Annotated in this window: 15 protein-coding genes and 1 pseudogene; 7 read left to right on the forward strand and 9 right to left on the reverse strand. The window is 70.8% G+C overall.

The window, feature by feature from the left end:
• Nucleotides 1-129 (reverse strand): annotated as a pseudogene (locus ADK57_RS01720) (AraC family transcriptional regulator); the annotation flags it as partial.
• A 133-nt stretch (nt 130-262) separates the two neighbouring features.
• Nucleotides 263-739 (reverse strand): hypothetical protein, encoded by a 477-nt coding sequence (locus ADK57_RS49710; protein WP_053747511.1) that lies wholly within the window; start codon nt 737-739, stop codon nt 263-265.
• On the opposite strand from ADK57_RS49710, the gene ADK57_RS49715 reads away from it, so the two are divergent.
• A complete protein-coding gene (locus tag ADK57_RS49715; RefSeq protein WP_053747512.1) occupies nt 726-980 on the forward strand; it encodes a hypothetical protein in 255 nt (84 codons plus the stop codon). The two genes, ADK57_RS49710 and ADK57_RS49715, sit on opposite strands and share 14 nt — an antisense overlap.
• Nucleotides 981-996: 16 nt before the next feature.
• On the opposite strand, the gene ADK57_RS01735 is transcribed toward ADK57_RS49715, so the two are convergent.
• Nucleotides 997-2229: a DegT/DnrJ/EryC1/StrS family aminotransferase gene (locus tag ADK57_RS01735; RefSeq protein ID WP_053747513.1), complete on the reverse strand. Its 1233-nt coding sequence runs from the start codon at nt 2227-2229 to the stop codon at nt 997-999.
• 142 nt (nt 2230-2371) lie between these two features.
• Complete coding sequence (locus tag ADK57_RS01740) at nt 2372-3508, reverse strand: GNAT family N-acetyltransferase (RefSeq protein ID WP_053747514.1); 1137 nt, start codon at nt 3506-3508, stop codon at nt 2372-2374.
• Nucleotides 3509-3714: 206 nt separating this feature from the next.
• On the opposite strand from ADK57_RS01740, the gene ADK57_RS01745 reads away from it, so the two are divergent.
• Both ADK57_RS01745 and ADK57_RS01750 read left to right on the forward strand, forming a co-directional pair.
• Nucleotides 3715-4227: a glutathione peroxidase gene (locus ADK57_RS01745; RefSeq protein WP_053747515.1), complete on the forward strand. Its 513-nt coding sequence runs from the start codon at nt 3715-3717 to the stop codon at nt 4225-4227.
• Nucleotides 4228-4282: 55 nt separating this feature from the next.
• Nucleotides 4283-5149: a MerR family transcriptional regulator gene (locus tag ADK57_RS01750; RefSeq protein WP_053747516.1), complete on the forward strand. Its 867-nt coding sequence runs from the start codon at nt 4283-4285 to the stop codon at nt 5147-5149.
• A 132-nt stretch (nt 5150-5281) separates the two neighbouring features.
• Here ADK57_RS01750 and ADK57_RS01755 read toward each other — a convergent pair whose 3' ends face one another.
• The 3 genes from ADK57_RS01755 to ADK57_RS01765 all read right to left on the reverse strand — a co-directional run bounded on the left by ADK57_RS01755 (nt 5282) and on the right by ADK57_RS01765 (nt 7580).
• The gene (locus ADK57_RS01755; RefSeq protein ID WP_053747517.1) at nt 5282-5473 is read right to left on the reverse strand and encodes a DUF397 domain-containing protein; all 192 of its coding nucleotides are present in this window, start codon (nt 5471-5473) and stop codon (nt 5282-5284) included.
• A 211-nt stretch (nt 5474-5684) separates the two neighbouring features.
• Nucleotides 5685-6542, reverse strand: coding sequence for a helix-turn-helix domain-containing protein (locus ADK57_RS01760; RefSeq protein WP_053747518.1), 858 nt, complete (start codon nt 6540-6542; stop codon nt 5685-5687).
• 282 nt (nt 6543-6824) lie between these two features.
• Nucleotides 6825-7580 carry a GOLPH3/VPS74 family protein gene (locus tag ADK57_RS01765; RefSeq protein ID WP_053747519.1) on the reverse strand — a complete coding sequence of 252 codons (756 nt, stop codon included), beginning with the start codon at nt 7578-7580 and terminating at the stop codon, nt 6825-6827.
• 228 nt (nt 7581-7808) lie between these two features.
• On the opposite strand from ADK57_RS01765, the gene ADK57_RS01770 reads away from it, so the two are divergent.
• Nucleotides 7809-10718: a hypothetical protein gene (locus tag ADK57_RS01770; protein ID WP_078972892.1), complete on the forward strand. Its 2910-nt coding sequence runs from the start codon at nt 7809-7811 to the stop codon at nt 10716-10718.
• A gap of 150 nt (nt 10719-10868) precedes the next feature.
• The gene (locus ADK57_RS01775; protein ID WP_053747521.1) at nt 10869-12728 is read left to right on the forward strand and encodes an MFS transporter; all 1860 of its coding nucleotides are present in this window, start codon (nt 10869-10871) and stop codon (nt 12726-12728) included.
• A 15-nt stretch (nt 12729-12743) separates the two neighbouring features.
• Here ADK57_RS01775 and ADK57_RS01780 read toward each other — a convergent pair whose 3' ends face one another.
• Complete coding sequence (locus ADK57_RS01780) at nt 12744-13598, reverse strand: hypothetical protein (protein WP_053747522.1); 855 nt, start codon at nt 13596-13598, stop codon at nt 12744-12746.
• 82 nt (nt 13599-13680) lie between these two features.
• On the opposite strand from ADK57_RS01780, the gene ADK57_RS01785 reads away from it, so the two are divergent.
• Both ADK57_RS01785 and ADK57_RS01790 read left to right on the forward strand, forming a co-directional pair.
• A complete protein-coding gene (locus tag ADK57_RS01785) occupies nt 13681-14466 on the forward strand; it encodes an SDR family oxidoreductase (protein WP_053747523.1) in 786 nt (261 codons plus the stop codon).
• Nucleotides 14467-14627: 161 nt separating this feature from the next.
• On the forward strand, nt 14628-16202 hold the full coding sequence (locus tag ADK57_RS01790) for a sodium:solute symporter family protein (protein WP_053747524.1): 1575 nt from the start codon (nt 14628-14630) through the stop codon (nt 16200-16202).
• A 138-nt stretch (nt 16203-16340) separates the two neighbouring features.
• Here ADK57_RS01790 and ADK57_RS01795 read toward each other — a convergent pair whose 3' ends face one another.
• The gene (locus ADK57_RS01795; protein ID WP_053747638.1) at nt 16341-17456 is read right to left on the reverse strand and encodes an ADP-ribosylglycohydrolase family protein; all 1116 of its coding nucleotides are present in this window, start codon (nt 17454-17456) and stop codon (nt 16341-16343) included.
• Nucleotides 17457-17524 lie beyond the last annotated feature (68 nt).

Below are 17524 nucleotides of genomic sequence, written 5' to 3' on the forward strand. Positions count from 1 at the left end.
CATGTGCGCGCCCCGGGCGAGCGCCTCGACGTCCAGCGGCTGCGCGTACTCCCGGTCGATCCGGTCACGGACCCGGCGCAGCCGCGCGAGGTCGTCCAGATGCTGCGCCGCGGCGGGTCTGCTGGTCACGTGCAAAATCGTGCCACGACACGCCGGAGTTGCCTAGCGCCACAACGCCCCACACCACTCCACGCCCGCACCCGTCCCACTCGCGCCCGTCCCACTCGCGCCCGTCTCGTCGGTGAGCGCGCCGAGGAACCGCTCACGGCAGGCGCCCGAGCAGCAGCGCGGTTTCCGCGCCCTGGGCGTGGCGTGGACGGTCGAGTTCGGCCTGCCGGCCTCGGCGGCCATGCTCGGCCTGCCGGACCGCGACACCGAGCGGATCCTGGAGGTCCTGGTCGACGCGAGTCTGCCGCAGCAGCACCGGCCGGGCCGCTACCGGTTCCACGACCTGGTACGGGTGCACGCGCGACGGCTCGCGGAAGCCGTGCCCGCCGAGGCCGCCGCCGCCCGCACGGCCGCGCTCCGCCTCTGTCTGGACGCGGGCCGGATCACCGGCGACCGGGGACCCGAAGCCTTCCCCACCGGACCGCAGCCCGCCGAGACGCCCTTCAAGGACTTCAAGGCCGCGGAGAGTTGGCTGTACGCGGCGGGCGGCGAGCTCGTCGACGTCGTCGGGTACGCGGCGGCGCTCGGCGAAGCCGGCCGAGCTGGGCGAGGGGGACGTGGACGCCGCCATCGACCTCCAGCACCAGGCCCTCAGACAGCACCAGTTGCTGTCCCCGCTCACCGAACCCATCTGCAACCGCCTGGAGATGGGCATCCGCTGCCGGCCGGGGCCCGCCCGCCTCGCGGCAGGCGACGCACCCGAGGCACAGGAGCAGTTCGTGGCCGCCCTCGCCGTCCCCGGGGCCGAGCCCTACGCCCAGGAGCACGCCATGGCGATCGCGGGGTTCTGGGACTGCGAGGACGGCGAGTAGGGCGACGCCGGTCGTCTCACTGCCCCAGCGGTGTCGGCGGCCTCCTCGTGTCGGGGATCGGGGCCTGCGCCGGCGGACGGGCCGTCGTCGCTCGTTCCCTGGTGAGGGCGCTGATGATCCGGTGGGCGAGGAGCGGGTCCGCCGGCAGGACGTGGGAGGCGAACCAGCGGGCGGGGGCCGGGTCGCAGGACGGGTCCACGAACTCGGCGCCGGCGTAGTCGTCGAGCGGGGGGTCGTAGATGTAGCCGCAGACGATGCCGTGGTTCACGAGACGTTCCACGAGGGCGTCGCGGTTGTCGACCAGGAGGGGGGCGCGGAAGAGGGGGTACGGGCCGTTGTGGGCGGCTCGGTCGCGGAGGGCCGGGGAGGCCCAGGCCGTGCCCGAGAGGAGGGTGACACCGGCCCTGCGGTGGGTGAGGTCGGTGTCGAGGCCGGACATGCGCAGGGCCAACTGGCCGCGGACCAGGGCCCCGTGGCGGGTGCGGAAGTCGTGCAGGTCGACGCGGACCCATGGTTCGTACGCGGTCAGGCTCGGCGCCCGACGTGCGCAGGCGGACAGGCGCGGGGCGTGCAGGGCCATGCGGAAGGCGTCGCGTTCGAGGAGGCCCAGGCGCTGCATCGTCCGCCATGCCGGGCGGACCAGGTGGAGGGTGCGGACGGCCGAGCGCGCCAGTGGGCGCAGGGTCGCGGCCAGGTCGGCGCTCAGGCGGGTCGGTTCGAGCAGGTCGTCGCGCAGGAGCTCCAGCTCGCGCCGGGTGCGGGCGTCCTCCACCGCCAGGAAGCCGCCCGCCATCGCCGCCACGTGCTTGGAGAGGCTGAAGGCCGCCGCCCTGCCGAACGTCCCGATCGGCTGTCCGTCCACGTGCGTGCCGATCGCGTGGGCGGCGTCCTCGATTAGCGGGATGCCCAACTCCTCGCAGCGCGAGCGCAGTTCGACGACCCGGTCCGGTATCCCGTACAGGTTGGTGGTCAGGACCGCGTCCACGTTCCGCCACGTGGACTCCGGTACGGCCGCCGGGTCGATGTTGCCGTCCCAGGCCGACACCGGGGCCTGTACCGGGCGCAGCCCGGCCGCCAGGACGACGAAGAGGATCACGTCGTCGTTCACCGGGGACATCAGCACCCGGCCGCCCGGCCGGCACCAGCGCCGCAGTGCCAGGTACAGGGCCAGCCGCGCCGAGGGCGTGTAGACGCATTCCCGTCCGAGTCGCCGTGTCATCGTCGCGGCGAGCCGCGATCCGTACGGCATCGTCACCTCTTCCGTCGAAGGGTCCGTGGAGGACCAGGTCCGTCGTGGACCGTGGAGGAACGCCGAGAAGTCGCCGAAGCGTCACTGAAGACCACCCCTCGCCGTCGCGGGGCGCGGTGGGGGCGGGAAGAAGAGGGTCCGATCAGTGGGTGCGCGGGGCCGTTCTGGCCGTCGCCGGGCGGGCCGACGTACGCAGGGTGCCGACCGTCTTCAGCAGGCGGTCGGCCGGTTCCCGCAGCCTGGGATGGGCCAGGACCGTGTTGCGCAGGCCGCGTACCGGTCTGCGCCACAGCCGGTGGGCCGCCGCCACCGGGTGGGGCCGGGTGGCGAACCCTTCGCCCACACGTAGTTCACGGGTCTTGAGCCAGTCCTTGTACTCCTTGTCGCCGCGCCCCATGTCCATGAGCCGCACGCCGTCCCGGCCCGCCGCCTCCGCCATCCGCAGGTGCATGATCAGGCCGGGCGAGTAGTAGTGGAAGTCGGGGTCGTACGCGGTGAACCAGGCCGCGAACACGGTGCGCGACCTCGGGCCGAAGTGCGCGGCCACCGGCCGGTCCCCGGCGTACACCACGGACAGCACGCCGGTGAAGTGCTCCTCGCGGACGTGGAAGAGGTGGTCCACCAGGTCCACGATCCACGGGCGCGCGAACCGGTCCATCCGGCCCGTGCGGCGGTACTGGGCGGACTTCCACTCCATGAGCCGGCGCAGCATCCGCGGGTCGCGCTCGTCGTAGACGAACCGCATCTCGCCCACGTTGCGGGTCAGCCGGCGTTCCTTCTTCAGCGTCGTCTTGGCCAGCCCCGGGTACGCGGCGCGCAGCCACTCCGGGTAGCCGCTGTCGCCGCCGTCCTTGAGGTCGATGACCGGTGAGGCGAACAGGCCCGTCACGTAGTCGCCGAAGGGCTTCTGCTCCTCGACGAGGTGGTCGAACTCGAGGACGGACAGCCCGCAGGCGCGCAGCAGTTCCTGGGCGTCCCAGGTGACGCCGGGGCGGTGCACGAGGGCCTGGCAGTCGGAGAGGCCGAGACCGATGGCCCGGCCGACCCCGAAGGCGCCCCGCTCGTACGGGAGGAAGCCGACCGGCTCCCCGTGCTCGTGCAGGACGGCCACCCGGGCCGCGCCGCCGCGGTGCATGCCGACCCCGGCCGCGAACTCCGGGGCCAGGAACGGGTTCGCGTAGTCGGGCGACTCGTCCATCGCCCGGTGCCAGGCCCCGCGGAGCTCGGCGCTCAGCTCCTCGGGTCTGTGGATCGTGATGTCCGCCTCGGTCCTGCTCATGGCTCGCACGGGCGACCGCCCCCCTGTTGTCCCCCACGACGCGTTGCCGCGTCCTGCCCCAAGGATCAAAAGTCGCGAAACAGTACGCAGACTGTCAAGGGTGGCGGTCGTAATGGATAGGTATGGATCGGGTGGGACCCTCCCACCCGATCGGCAGCCGTACCGCCCACAGGCTCAGCCGCCGCGCACCCGGCTAGCATCCGCTCATGACGAATGTAGACAGCAACGGTGTTTCCCCCCTCGATGTCGAGATCGGTGCCCTCCAGGGCGGCTCCGCGGACCTCGCCCAGTACGCCGGCCGGGCCGTGCTCGTGGTGAACGTGGCCTCCAAGTGCGGGCTGACCCCGCAGTACACCGGCCTGGAGCGGCTGCACGGCCAGTACGCGGAGCGTGGCCTCACCGTGCTCGGTGTGCCCTGCAACCAGTTCCTCGGGCAGGAGCCCGGCAGCGCCGAGGAGATCGCCGAGTTCTGCTCGGCGACATACGGCGTGAGCTTCCCGATGACCGAGAAGGTCGAGGTCAACGGGGAGGACCGGCACCCGCTGTACGACCGCCTGGTCGGCTTCGCCGACGCCGAGGGGCACAGCGGGGACATCCGCTGGAACTTCGAGAAGTTCCTCATCGGCCGGGACGGCGAGGTCGTCGCCCGCTTCTCGCCGCAGACCGAGCCGGAGGCGGCCGAGGTGGTGGCCGCCATAGAGGCACAGCTGGCCGGTTGACCTTGTCCCTGGGGCAGGGTCGAACGTCCTTGTCACCGGGTGGAAGAGCCGCCCGGTGACGGAGGATGACCGAGTGGACGAGGACCTGCTCACCATCGGTGCGTTCGCCGCGCGGGCCCGGCTGTCGGCCAAGGCCCTGCGGCTGTACGACCGGCTCGGACTGCTGGCTCCGGCGCGCGTCGACGAGGTCAGCGGCTACCGCTACTACCGCGCGGGCCAGGTGGAACGCGCCCGGCTCGTGGCGATGCTGCGCCAACTCGACATGCCGCTGGCGAGGATCGCCGAGGTGGTCGAGACGGACGGAACCGAGAGCGCCGACCGGCTCACCGCTTACTGGGCGGACGTCGAGGCGCGGGTGGCCGGACAGCGGACGCTCGTCGAGTACCTCCGTGGACGGCTGTCGGGGAGGAGTTCCGAGATGTACGGGAAGTTCGAGGTCGAGACCGTGGACGTACCGGCGCAGGTGGTGATCACCGAGACCCGGCACACGCTGGCCGACGAGCTGCCGACCTGGATCGGCGCGTCGCTGGGGCGGCTTGAGGAGGCGTCCCGGGAGTGCGGGGGCGTGACGGCGGCGCCGTTCGTCGTCTACCACTCCGAGGTGTCGATGGAGAGCGACGGCCCGGCCGAGTCGTGCGTGCCGGTCGCCGACGAGGCGGCGGCGCGGGCGTGGGCCGAAAAGCAGGGGCGGGGGCGGCAGTTCACGGTCCGGGTGGAGCCGGCCCGGCGGCTCGCCTACACGCGGATCTCCAAGGCGCAGGTGGCCCATCCGCAGATCCTGGCCGCGTTCGAGGCGGTGGAGGCGTGGATGAAGCGGGAGGGTCTGGAGTACGACGGGCCGTGCCGGGAGGTCTACTTCGCGGACTGGGACGCGGCGGGCGCCGAGGACCCGGTGTGCGACGTGGCGTTCCCGGTGCGCTGACTTCCACGTCCGGGCACAAGCCGAGCCCCCTCGGCGAGGACGGCGATCTGGTCGAGAGGGCTCTTTCGGTGGTGCTTGTGCAGTTGTCGGTCGTGCTCCCGGTTGGGGACGAGGATCAGAAAGACCCTCTCCTCACGCCTTGACCGAGGCCACGAACGTGTTCCACGCCTCGGTGGGGAAGGCCAGGGTCGGCCCGTCGGTGACCTTGGAGTCGCGGACGTCCAGCGCCGCGACGGTGGGCGACTTGACCTCGACACAGGCGCCGTTGTTGTTGGAGTACGAGGACTTCGTCCACGAGTCCGTGGCGCCCTGAAGAATTGCCATGTTTGCTCCGTAAGCCAGTTGCGCAGTTCGGTTTCCGCCAACCTTTGCTGATCGTTGGCGTGATCGACGCTACTCGCTCACATCCCCTTCTGGAGCAGTCGTTCACTCTTCCGGATGGCATATTCCAGGGGATTCTTCCAGTGAGGCCGGGCCGGGGTGTAGCATCCGGCCTTTCGCCCGCGGGGGCATCCCCGCGGGGCGCCGCGAGGGCTCAGCGGGCGTACTCCTTGGCCACGTCCTCGATGAGCCGGGTCGACTGGTCGACGTTCAGCGCCTGCGCCCTCAAGTGCTCGTACATCACCGTGTACTTCTGCACATCGTGGGCCTTCTCCAGGTACAGGTCGCTGGTCACGCCCTCGATGTACACCACGCTCGAGTCGGCCGCGTCGGCGAACTCCAGGATGGAGTACTGGCCGTTGATGCCGGGGTGCGCGCCGACCTCGAACGGCAGGACCTGCACGGTGATGTGCGGCCGCTGGGACATCTCCGCGAGGTGCTCCAGCTGTTCGCGCATCACCGGCCGGCTCCCGACGACCCGGCGCAGCGACGCCTCGTCCAGCACGACCCACAGCCGCAGCGGCTCCCCTTCGGCGGCGATACGATCCTGCCGCCGCATCCGGACCTGCACGCGCTTGTCGATCTCCGTGTCCGAAGTCTCCGGCGAGCCGCCCCTGATGATGGCCTCGGCATACGCGCGGGTCTGCAACAGTCCGGTGATGATCTGGGGTTCGTAGACCCGGAGCGACTCGGCATCGGTCTCCAGGCCGATGTACACGCTGTACGGGATGTCCCCGAAGGCATGCCACCAGCCCTGCTGGCGCGAGTCCTTGGCCATCTGCATCAGCGATTCCACGATGCGCTGGTCCTCGACCTCGTACACCCCGCACAGATCGCGGACATCTCGCTGGCTGATGCTGCGCCGGCCGTTCTCCAGCCGGCTGATCTTCGACTGCGACACCAGCAGTCGCTCGGCGACCTCCTCGGCCGTCATGCCCTTGAGCTCACGGAGCCGACGCAGCTCCTGGCCCAGCCGGCGCCGCCTGACGGTGGGATTGACATTGGACGCCACGGGACGTGCACCTCCGGCTGCGTGCCTCAAAATTGCCACTTTGCGTATCTGCTGTTGAGCAGACTGCCACCAAGGTGCTTTCTACCGCTGGGAAACAGTGGATATGCGCAGGCCCCAACACACACGCACGCGCGGGGCGGCGGAACCGAGTCGTCGTCCGGACGTACGGTTCCGTCGCCCCGCGCGGACCAGCGGCTCCCGTACCGGTCTTGGGGACTGCGGTGCGGCGCATGGTGGTGCGGGTCGTGCAGCTGTGGTGCCCTGCTGTCGTGGGACTGCGGCTCAGTGGGCCACGACGCGCGCCATCGATCCTCGGCGCGGTTGCATCGGAACGCCGCGGGCGGGTTCCGGTGCGGGCCTGGCTCCGGGGGCGGCCTGGCGGCCGGCCGGTGCCGGGTTGCGACGCGGCTGGGCAGCCGCGCCGTTCTGGACGTCCATCACGGCGTGCGCCACGAGGCCGCCCATGGGGTCGTGCCTGATCAGGTCCCGCAGCCGGGATCGGGACGAGCGTCCCTCGTTCCCCGGATACAGGTGCTTGCCGAGGCCGACCGCGTGCGCCAGTGCGGCGAGCGCCGCGGTCCGCGGGTCCGGCGGTACGCCGGTACGGATCGCGGAGTCCAGTCGGGCTCTGATCTCCCGGCTGATCTCGGTCTGACTCGCCTGGTAGCGAGTCGTCGGCAGCACTCCGCACATCTGGCCCGCCACGGCATGCACCATGCCGCACCGCTCCAGATGCGAGAGGTAGGTCTGGCGGAGCCCGAGACGCGGCCCGCCAATCCAGTGGACGGCACGCACGGGAGCGCCACGCCTTCGCAGCAACTCCAACGCGCAGTCCAGTGTTGGGTCTCCAGTCGGCCGTGGGGACACCACGGCGATACGATCCCCGTCTGGGGCTATCCGTCCGGCCAGCGCCAGCTCCACTAGCTGTGCTCCGGCCAGACCAAGGTCGAGCGACTGCGGCTGTGCAGTGGTACCCGTGGCCGGGTCCAACGCCAGCAGCAGAAGCTCCTCCGGAAGTGTTCTGCGGCTCCTGCCCATCCATGCCTCCCCGCGTGGATGAATGACAGGGTGACCCCTCTCACATTGGTCTGTCGAGGGTGCGTGACCTGTTTGTAAGGGAACCGGTAGGTATGTCGTTCTCGTCTACCGTCTCGGGCAAGCCCACACACAGGACACTGGTACATGGTTCGGACACTGCGGGGGAGCGGTGTTCCGAGCGGCGGTTCACGGTTCGATAGGCGCACGGACACGGGTGGTGTGCGGCGCATGGAGGAGGCATCGGTGGCGGGCGAGTCCCCCGACAGGTCGAAGCAGCGCGAGTCGTCGGCAGAACCGACGTCGGGGAGCGCGGGCCCGGTTCCCGAGGCCAGGACGGAGTCCCCCGAGCCTCCCGAGAAGCGCGACCCGCGCCTCGCGGTGGCCCGGGAATCCGCCGGCGCCTCCTCCACGGCCCGTGGCGGCGTCGACACGGCCACCCGGGTGTTCTCGGTACGGGAGCTCGCCGCGGAGCCGGAGAGGGCCGATGAGGCCGCTCCTGACGCCGCGGAGGCGGGGAGCGCCCAGGAGTCCGCTCCGGACGCCGGGAAGGCGAAGGACACCGACGGAACCGCTCCGGACGCCGGGGAGCCGGAGGCCGACGCCGGAAAGCCGGAGACCGGAAAGCCGGAGGCCGGAAAGGCCGCCACGGAGGCCGAGGAGTCCGCTCCGGACGCCGGGGAGCCGGAGGCTGACGCCGGAAAGGGCGCCACGGAGGCCGAGGAGGGGGCGCAGGGCGCCGTCGAGCCGCAGGCCGGGGATTCCGACGCCGAGAAGGCCGCGGAGGCCGTACAGGGCGACGTGGAGGCCCGGACGGCCGAGGAGGGCGCGCAGGACGCCGGGAAGCCGGAGGCTGCCTCCGCCGACTCGAAGACCGGGCAGGATGCCGCGGAGTCCCCGGCCGGGGCGACGAAGTCCCACACGGGACAGGGCGCGCAAGACGTCGCCGAGCCGGAGGCCGGCGCCGGCGACACTCAGGCCGAGGGCACCGACACCGAGGCCGCTTCCGGCGCGGTCGACGAGCCCGACGACCGAGGCGAGTCCGGTACGACGGGTAACGCCCGACTGCGTGACGCCGTGGCCGCGTGGGTGGCCTCGGCGGACGAGAAGGCGGACGAGGAGAAGACGGAAGCCGGGGACGCCGAGGACACCGCAGGCGCCGAGGACCGGGAGCCTGCGCAGGACGGTTCCGAGGCCGACGCGGAAGCGAACACCGACGCCGACCAGGCTTCTGACGCGGATACGGACGCAGACGTCCCCGCGGCCGAGCGCACCGACCACGGCACGGACGCCGACGCCGACGCCGACGCCCGCACCGAGGACGACCCGGACACCGGCGCCGTCGAGTCGGCGCCGGAGGCGGATGCCGACGCGGACGCCGAGGCCGAGGCCGAGGCCGAGGCCGGCACCGGCACCGGCACCGACACCCCCAAGCCGACCGCCTCTGCAGACGCGAAGGCTTCCGACGCCCCCGCCGCGGCCGACGAGGCGACCCGCGACGCCAAGCCCCCCGTGGACCAGCCCACCGCCGTCTTCAAGGCACCACGGCCCTCGGCGCCCCCCGTGGATCAGCCGACGACGATGCTGAAGCTGGGCGATGCCGCCAAGGCGCCCAAGGACGCCCCCGAGGCCGAGGGCGACAAGGCCGAGGGCGGTTCCGAGCCCGAGTCCCCCGCCGAGCGGACCAGCAAGTTCGTCGCGCTCAAGCCGCTGGACGACCCGGCGACACGCAAGCCGAAGCCGGCCGACGCCACCACCGCGCTGCCGCAGGCGACGCCGGCACCGAAGGCCAAGCCCCCCGCGGACGCCCCGTCCTCCGTCCCCCAGGCCGGTCCGGAGCGGACGACTCAGCAGCCGTTGCCGCCGAGGCCGCCGCTGGATCTGCTGGCGGAGCTGACGAACACGCCGCCGCCTCCGGAGACGCCGGTCCGGACGATCGTGCGGCGGGTCAAGATCTGGACCCCGCTGGTGCTGCTGCTCGCGGTCGTGTTTGCGATCGTGCAGGCCGTACGCCCGCTGCCGGCCCCCGCGTTGACGCTGACCGCCGAGGAGTCGTACACCTTCGAGGGCAGCAAGGCCGATCTGCCCTGGCCGAGCGAGGGCCAGGGCTGGATGGACGTCAACGGCATCGGCACGATGGGCGACTTCGGCAAGCAGACGCCGGTCGCCATCGGGTCGGTCGCCAAGGCCATGACCGCGTACATCGTGCTGAAGGACCACCCGCTGAAGTCGGGCGCCGAGGGGCCGAACATCCCCGTCGACGCCACCGCCGAGAAGGAGGGCGGCTACGACAAGGACGGCGAGTCCACCCTCAACACCGTCAAGGAGGGTGACAACCTCACCCTGCGGCAGGCCATCACGGCCATCATGATCCCGTCCGCGAACAACGTCGCGCGCCTGCTGGCCCGTTGGGACGCGGACACCGAGGCGGCCTTCATCAAGAAGATGAACGACGCCGCCAAGGACCTCGGGATGAAGAACACCACGTACACCGACGCCTCGGGCCTGAAGGAGACCACCGTCTCCACCGCCGAGGACCAGGTGAAGCTCGGCAACGAGCTGGTGAAGATGCCCGCCCTGATGGAGATCACCTCCATGGGCCAGTGGATCGATCCGTCCGGGCAGAAGTGGTACAACTACAACTATCTCGTCCCCTACAACGGTGCCATCGGCATCAAGACGGGCACGACGACCGCCGCCGGCGGCAACCTCCTCTTCGCGGCCCGCAAGGAGGTCGGCGGCGAGACCGTCACCCTCGTGGGCGCGATCCTCGGCCAGCACAAGGCGCCGATCATCCAGACCGTCAACGACGTCAGCAGGACCGCGATGCTGGCCGCCCAGGACGAGATGACCTCGGCGAAGATCCTGAAGAAGGGCGATGTCGTCGGGTACGTGGACGACGGGCTCGGCGGGCAGACCCCGGTCGTCGTCACCAAGGACGTCACCGCGGTCGGCTGGGCCGGCTTCAAGGTGAAGCTGTCCTTCGCCCCCGATGACGTACCGCACTCCGCGAAGGCCGGCACCAAGGTCGGCTCGCTCACCGTCGGTGACGGCGCGAGCGGCGCGGTCAAGGTCCCGGTCGCCCTGCAGAAGGACCTCGTCGAGCCGGGCTACCCGGACAAGCTGACGCGTCTCGGCTGATCCGGGCCCATAAGTGCACCGCACACCCCGCCGATCGGAGCCCGCCCAGGTTCCGGTCGGCGGGGTGCGTGCTAGCGTCGCGAATCGGGCAGGTCGCTCACGGGACGCGGCCGAGAACAGAAGACGGGACACCACGGGGAGTGCCTTCAGGTGGCCACAGCGGAGCCGACACGCGCCGACGACACCGATCCGGGCCCGGGAACCGGCCCGCGAATACGCGTGCCCGCACCGGACACCGAGGATCACCAGAACGGCCGTAGAAGCCCCTCGGTGAGATCCAGGTTCAGGACCGCCTTCCTCGCCCTCCGCGAGCGCCTCCTGCGACACCCCGTACTCTCCGTCACCGCCATCGCCGGCGTGCTGCACATCGTCTGGTTCTTCACGTTCGCCAACAGTGGCGGCGACCTCGCGGCGCAGGACGCGTGGGCGGAGTTCGTCGGCCGGCATCCGGACTCGGCGTACAACCTCGCCTGGTACGGCGGGATGCACCCGGTGTCGTACAGCGTGGTGTCGCCGTATCTGATGTCGGTCCTCGGGGTCCGTACGACGATGATGATCGCGGGGACGGTCTCGGCCGGGCTGCTGACGATGGTCCTCATCCGCAGCCGCTCGGTGAAGAACCCGCTGTGGGCCTCGCTGGCGGGCGTCTTCGCGTTCCTGTGCAACGCGGCGTCGGGCCGGGTGACGTTCGGGCTCGGCACGATGTTCGCGCTGGGCGCGGTCGCCGTCGTGTTCTGCTGGCCGTACCGCTGGCGCTACAAACGGTGGGCGAAGGCGCTGTGCGCGGCCCCGCTGGCCGCGCTCGCGACCATGGCGTCGCCGGTGGCGGGCCTGTTCGTGGGGCTGGTGGCGGCGGCGCTGTTCCTGCAGAAGCGCCGGCCGGGCGCCTGGGCGCTGGGTATCGCGCCCTCGGCGGTCGTCGCGGTGTCCGCCTGGCTGTTCCCGTTCGCCGGCACCCAGCCGATGAAGATCGGCTCGGTGATACTGCCGCTGGCGTACGCCCTCTTCGTGCTCTTCCTCGTCCCGCGCGAGTGGAAGACGGTCCGGATCACGGCGGGGGTCTACGCCCTCTCGATCGTCCTGGTGTGGCTGGTCAGCTCGCAGATCGGCTCGAACATCTCGCGCCTGGCGATGCTCTTCGCGGGGGTGGCGCTGGCGGCCGCGCTGCCGTTCACCGTGCCGCGCACCCGCAAGTGGTACGCGATCGTGGTGGCCTTCGCCGGCTTCACCGCGTGGATCGGCTTCAAGTCGGTCGACGACGTCATCCATACGACCCCGACGGCGTCCTGGGCGCGCGAGCTGGCGCCGCTCGTCAACGAACTCCAGGAGGTCGGCGCCGAGAAGGGCCGCGTGGAGGTCGTACCGGCCCGCTCGCACCGCGAGGCCTCCGCCCTCGCGCCGTACGTCAACCTGGCCCGCGGCTGGAACCGCCAGGCCGACATGGAGCGCAACCCCCTCTTCTACGACGACACGCTCAACTCGGCGAACTACCACGAGTGGCTGGGGCGCTGGGCCGTGCACTTCGTGGTGCTGCCGAAGGACGAGCCGGACGGCGACGGCGGCGAGCGTGAGCGGCAGCTGGTGCAGCGGGGCATGCCGTATCTGAAGCAGATCTGGGGCGACGCCAACTGGCAGTTGTTCCGGGTGACCGACCCGGCCCCGCTCGCCGAACCGGACGCCGTCGTCGACCGGGCCGCGCAGGGCGAGATGACCATGCGGGTGAAGAAGGCGGGCCGGATCCTCATCCGCATCCCCTACTCGCCGTGGCTGAGCATCGTCGACGCCGAGGGCAACAAGCTGAAGCCGCCGCAGGAGACGGAGGCGTCGAAGAACCGGTCCGACGACACCCCGAAGACGTACGACAACGTCAACGGCTGCCTGATGGAGACGGAGGAGGACGCGGAGGGCGACAGGTGGACCATGCTGATCGCCCCGAAGGCGGGGACGTACCGGCTGGCGGCGCCCTACACGTTGCCGCGGGGCACTCCGTGCCCGGACGAGCTGAAGTGACCCTCGCAGGGGGAGTCAGCGCAATCGGTCCACGTACGTGTCCGTGCCGGGGATCGTCGGGATGAACGGCGCCAGCAGCTCCACCCGCCCCAGCCCCGACTCCCCCACCGCCTCCTCCAGCCCGCCGAAGCAGGGCTCCCAGCACTCCCTGGGATCCGTCTCCAGGAACCACAGCAGGGTCAGGCGGGTGTCGACACCCTCGACCTGCTTGACGTACGACATGCGGTCGCCGGGCAGCGGGGTCGGCCGGAAGACGGTAACCAGCGCCGACGGGGCCGTGCCGTTTCCCTTGGGCGCCACCCGCTTCGGGAGGTGGCGGGAGACCAGCCACTCCAGCAACTCCGCACGCTGCTCGGCCGACTCGGCGTCGACGACCTGGAGGACGAGGCCGGCGTAGGGATGGTCGAGGGCGTGGAAGTCCCTCGGCCCCGCCGCTCCGTCCCGGTAGACGGTCGCCTCGTGGTCCTGGAACGCGGTGAAGACGTGCGTACGGTCCCGGTAGACGCGGCCGTCGCGGTTCAGGCGCTTGTTGATGGCGACGGTCCAGCGCATGTGGTCGTCGTAGCGGCCGTCGGTGATCCAGTACGTCGAGAGGTAGCAGCCGGCGGTGACCGGCTCGGCGATCGCCGACTTTTCGGGGCGGCGCAGGAGTTGGAGGTCGCGGGTCGCCACCCAGCGGCGGCCGGCGTACATCCAGGGCATGGCCATCGCGCCGGCGTAGTAGTGGTCGTCCTCGTACCAGCGGTTGTAGGCGTACTCGTGGCCCGGGTGCGGTTCGACCATGGTGATCAGCGCGTGGCCGAGGCGGACTCCGTACGGTCCTACGGCGGCCAGGTCGGCGTACGTCTCGCTGTGGGTGTCTTCGGACATGGGCCCTTCCCTTCCGTCCTCCTGCGGTCGCCCATACTCTGACGCTCCGTCAGATAAACCGCCAGAGTCGGGGAGGCCATCGATGTCACTGCTCTCGGGCAAGACCGTCGTCGTGTCGGGGGTCGGGGCCGGGCTCGGCCATCAGGTCGCGGCGGCCGTCGTACGGGACGGCGGGAACGCGGTGCTGGGCGCGCGGACGGAGACCAACCTCGCCAAGAGCGCGGCCGAGATCGATCCGGACGGGGCGCACACGGCGTACCGGGCGACGGACATCACGGACGAGGCACAGTGCGGGGCGCTGGCCCGGCTGGGGCTGGAGCGGTTCGGGCGGATCGACGCGGTCGTCCAGGTGGCGGCCTGGGACAGTCACTTCGGCGGGCTGGAAGACGCCGACTTCGCCACCTGGCAGTCCGTCATCGACGTGAACCTGCTGGGGGCTCTGCGGATGACGCGGGCATGCCTGCCGGCCCTGAAGGCGTGCGGGGGTTCGGTGGTGTTCATCGGTACGCAGTCGGCGGTGGCGGCTCCGTCGCAGGTACGGCAGGCGGCGTACGCGGCGTCCAAGGGGGCGCTGACCAGCGCGATGTACTCGCTGGCGCGGGAGCTCGGGCCGTACCGCATCCGTGTCAACACGGTGCTGCCGGGCTGGATGTGGGGCCCGCCGGTGCGGGCGTACGTACAGTTCACCGCGCAGACGGAGGGCGTGCCGGAGGCCGAGGTGCTGGAGCGGCTGAGCGGCCGGATGGCGCTGCCCGACCTCGCCTCGGACGCGGACGTGGCGGACGCGGCGGTGTTCCTGGCCTCGGACCGGGCGCGGGCGATCACTGGGCAGTCGCTGCTGGTCAACGCGGGGGAGCTGATGCGCTGACCTGATCCTTTTCAGCCAACCTGGGGTTCATATACGTAAACCCAGAACACCTCTCAGAACAATTTTACGTGCTCTTGACCTTCCGCTTGCTTGCCGCGGGCATGCCACCGAACCCAGAGTTCACATGCCTGACCCTGGCCACGGACCCTGGAAGGGGGCACATGAACAGTCTCGACTGGGCCGTGCTCATCGGCTACTTCGGCGTGATGGTCGCAATCGGCGTCTGGTCGCACAAGCGGGTGGACAACGTGAGCGACTTCTTCACGGCCGGCGGCAGGATGCCGTGGTGGCTGTCCGGCATCTCCCACCACATGTCGGGCTACAGCGCGGTGATGTTCACCGGGTACGCGGGCATCGCCTACACCTACGGCGTGACGTCCTTCGTGACCTGGTCCTTCCCGATCGCACTCGGCATCGCCATCGGCTCGAAGCTGTTCGCCCCGCGGATCAACCGGTTGCGTTCACGACTCCATGTGGCCTCCCCGCTGGAGTACCTGAAGAACCGTTACGACCTCAAGACCCAGCAGGCGCTGGCCTGGTCCGGCATGCTGCTGAAGATCGTGGACGTCGGCGCGAAGTGGGCCGCGATCGCGACCCTGCTGTCCGTCTTCACCGGCATCTCCCTGAACCAGGGCATCCTCATCACCGGCACCATCACGGCGATCTACTGCACGATCGGCGGCCTGTGGGCGGACGCGCTGACCGAGCTGGGCCAGTTCGTCATCCAACTCCTCGCCGGTGTCGCGATGTTCGTCGCCGTGGTGCTGGAACTCGGCGACCGGGGCATCGGGTTCCTCGACGCGTGGGACCAGCCGGCACTTCAGGGCCACGAGGAGCCGCTGGTCGCCGACTACGGCGCGGTGTTCCTGCTGGCCTTCCTCTTCATCAAGCTCTTCGAGTACAACGGCGGCATGCTCAACCAGGCCCAGCGCTACATGGCCACGGCCGGTCCCCGCGAGGCCGAGCGCTCGGCGAGGCTGTCGGCGATCCTCTGGCTGGTGTGGCCCCTGGTCCTGTTCTACCCCATGTGGATGTCGCCGCTGCTGGTGGAGTCGCAGAAGCCGGACGGCTCCGACTCCTACGGCCTGATGACCGAACAGCTCCTGCCGCACGGTCTGTTGGGCCTGGTCATCGTCGGCTTCTTCTCGCACACCATGGCCATGTGCTCCTCCGACGCCAACGCGATCGCCGCCGTCTTCACCCGCGACTGCGCGCCGGTCATCTCGGCGCGGGCCCGGGCCTGGACCCAGCGGACGGGGCTGATCGCGGCCCGTATCGCCACCGTCGTCTTCCTCGGCCTGTCGATGGCGGCGGCCACGCAGGTCAACTCCCCCGCCTTCAAGGACATCATCACGGTCGTCATCAAGTGGGTCGCCGGTCTGATGGGCCCGATGGCCATCCCGATGATGCTCGGCCTGCTCCGCCCGTTCCGCCGCTCCGGCCCCACGGCCGCGCTCACCAGCTGGTCCATGGGCCTGTTCGCCTTCTGGCTGGTCAACTACCCGATCGACTGGAACGTCGACGGCGGCGTCCCGCTCCAGTACCAGGTGTCGATCCCGCTCGCCGTCTCCCTGGTCCTCTACATCCTCATCGGCTTCCTCAAGCCGGAGGACACCCCGGAACGCCTCGCGATCATCGAGACGATCAACACGGACGGGGACGGAGCTGCCGCGGCGGCGATTCCGACACCGGCCGGTGGGGTGGAGGACGCGGTGCGGGCGCCGGTGAAGGACTGACCGACGAAGGACTGACCGACGAAGGACTGACCGACGAAGGACTGACCGGTGACCGACTGACCCGTGAACGACTGACCGGTGAACGACTGACCGGTGAACGGCTGGCTGGAAACGGACTGCCTGGAGTATCGGCCGGCCTCAGGCCCTCGGATATCTGGTCAGCCACCCCGGCGAGGCTCCCGCGGGCCCGTGCAGTGCGGGCCCCTGGGTCATCTCCATCGCGAAGTCGTCCGCCAGTTCCAGCAACGTGGGACGGCCCTCCAGCTCGGCCAGCCAGGCCGGCGGGAGGGCCGTCTCGCCGTGCAGGGCGCCGAGGAGACCGCCGGTGAGCGCGCCCGCGGCGGCGGAGGGCCCGTCATGGTTGACCGAGAGGCACAGACCGTGCCGTACGTCCTCCCCCACGAGCGCGCAGTACACGGCGGCGGACAGCAGCCCCTCCGCCGTACCGTCCCCGAGGAGCTCCTCCACCCTCGCCGGAGTGGGCATCCCCTGCCGTACGGCGCCCAGCGCGTGCTGCAACCCGTCGGACACGGGCTGGTGGCCGGCTCTGGCGGCAAGCAGCGCGAGCGCCCGCTGTACGGCACCGTCGAGACTCTCGCTGCGGGCCAGCGAGTGCACGATCACGGCGTACGCGCCGGCCGCCAGACAGGCGGTGGGGTGCCCGTGAGTCTGCGCCGCGCACTCCACGGCAAGCTGTACGACGAGCTGCGGCTCCCACCCCACCAGCAGCCCGAACGGCGCGGACCGCGCTGCGGCCTCCGGACCGGCCTCACCGGCGTTCTTGGGCGCGTCGAGCGTCCCCATGATGTCGTCGCCGAGCCCGAGGAGCAGGGACCGGGTGGGATCCCGCCGGGCGTACAGCCACTCCTCCCGAGCGAGCCACCCGTCGTCCTTACGCCGCTCGTCGGGCCCCCAGTCGCGCTGGGTGGCGAACCAGCGCAGATACGCCCGGTGCACGTCGGTGGGCGGATGCCAGGCGCCGGTGTCGCGGCGCACCTGGGCGCGTATCAGCCCGTCCACGGTGAACAACGTGAGCTGCGTGAGGTGACTGACCGCACCGCGCCGCCCGTACCCGAACCCGAGATCGACCAGCCCCTCCGCCCCGTACGTCTCCCGGATCTCGTCCAGCCCGAGGCCGTCCACGGGCGCGCCCAGCGCGTCCCCGACGGCCACCCCGAGCAGGGTCCCCCGCACCCGCCCCCGAAAATCCTGCTGCTCGGCACGCCCCCAGACGGCCCCGGCTGTCGCACCCACCAAGACCTCCCACGGCACACCGTCCAGACGTACGACAGCACAGCACTGTAATCGAACGGAGACGACGG

The organism is Streptomyces sp. MMG1533, assembly GCF_001279775.1.
Taxonomy (GTDB): Bacteria; Actinomycetota; Actinomycetes; order Streptomycetales; family Streptomycetaceae; genus Streptomyces.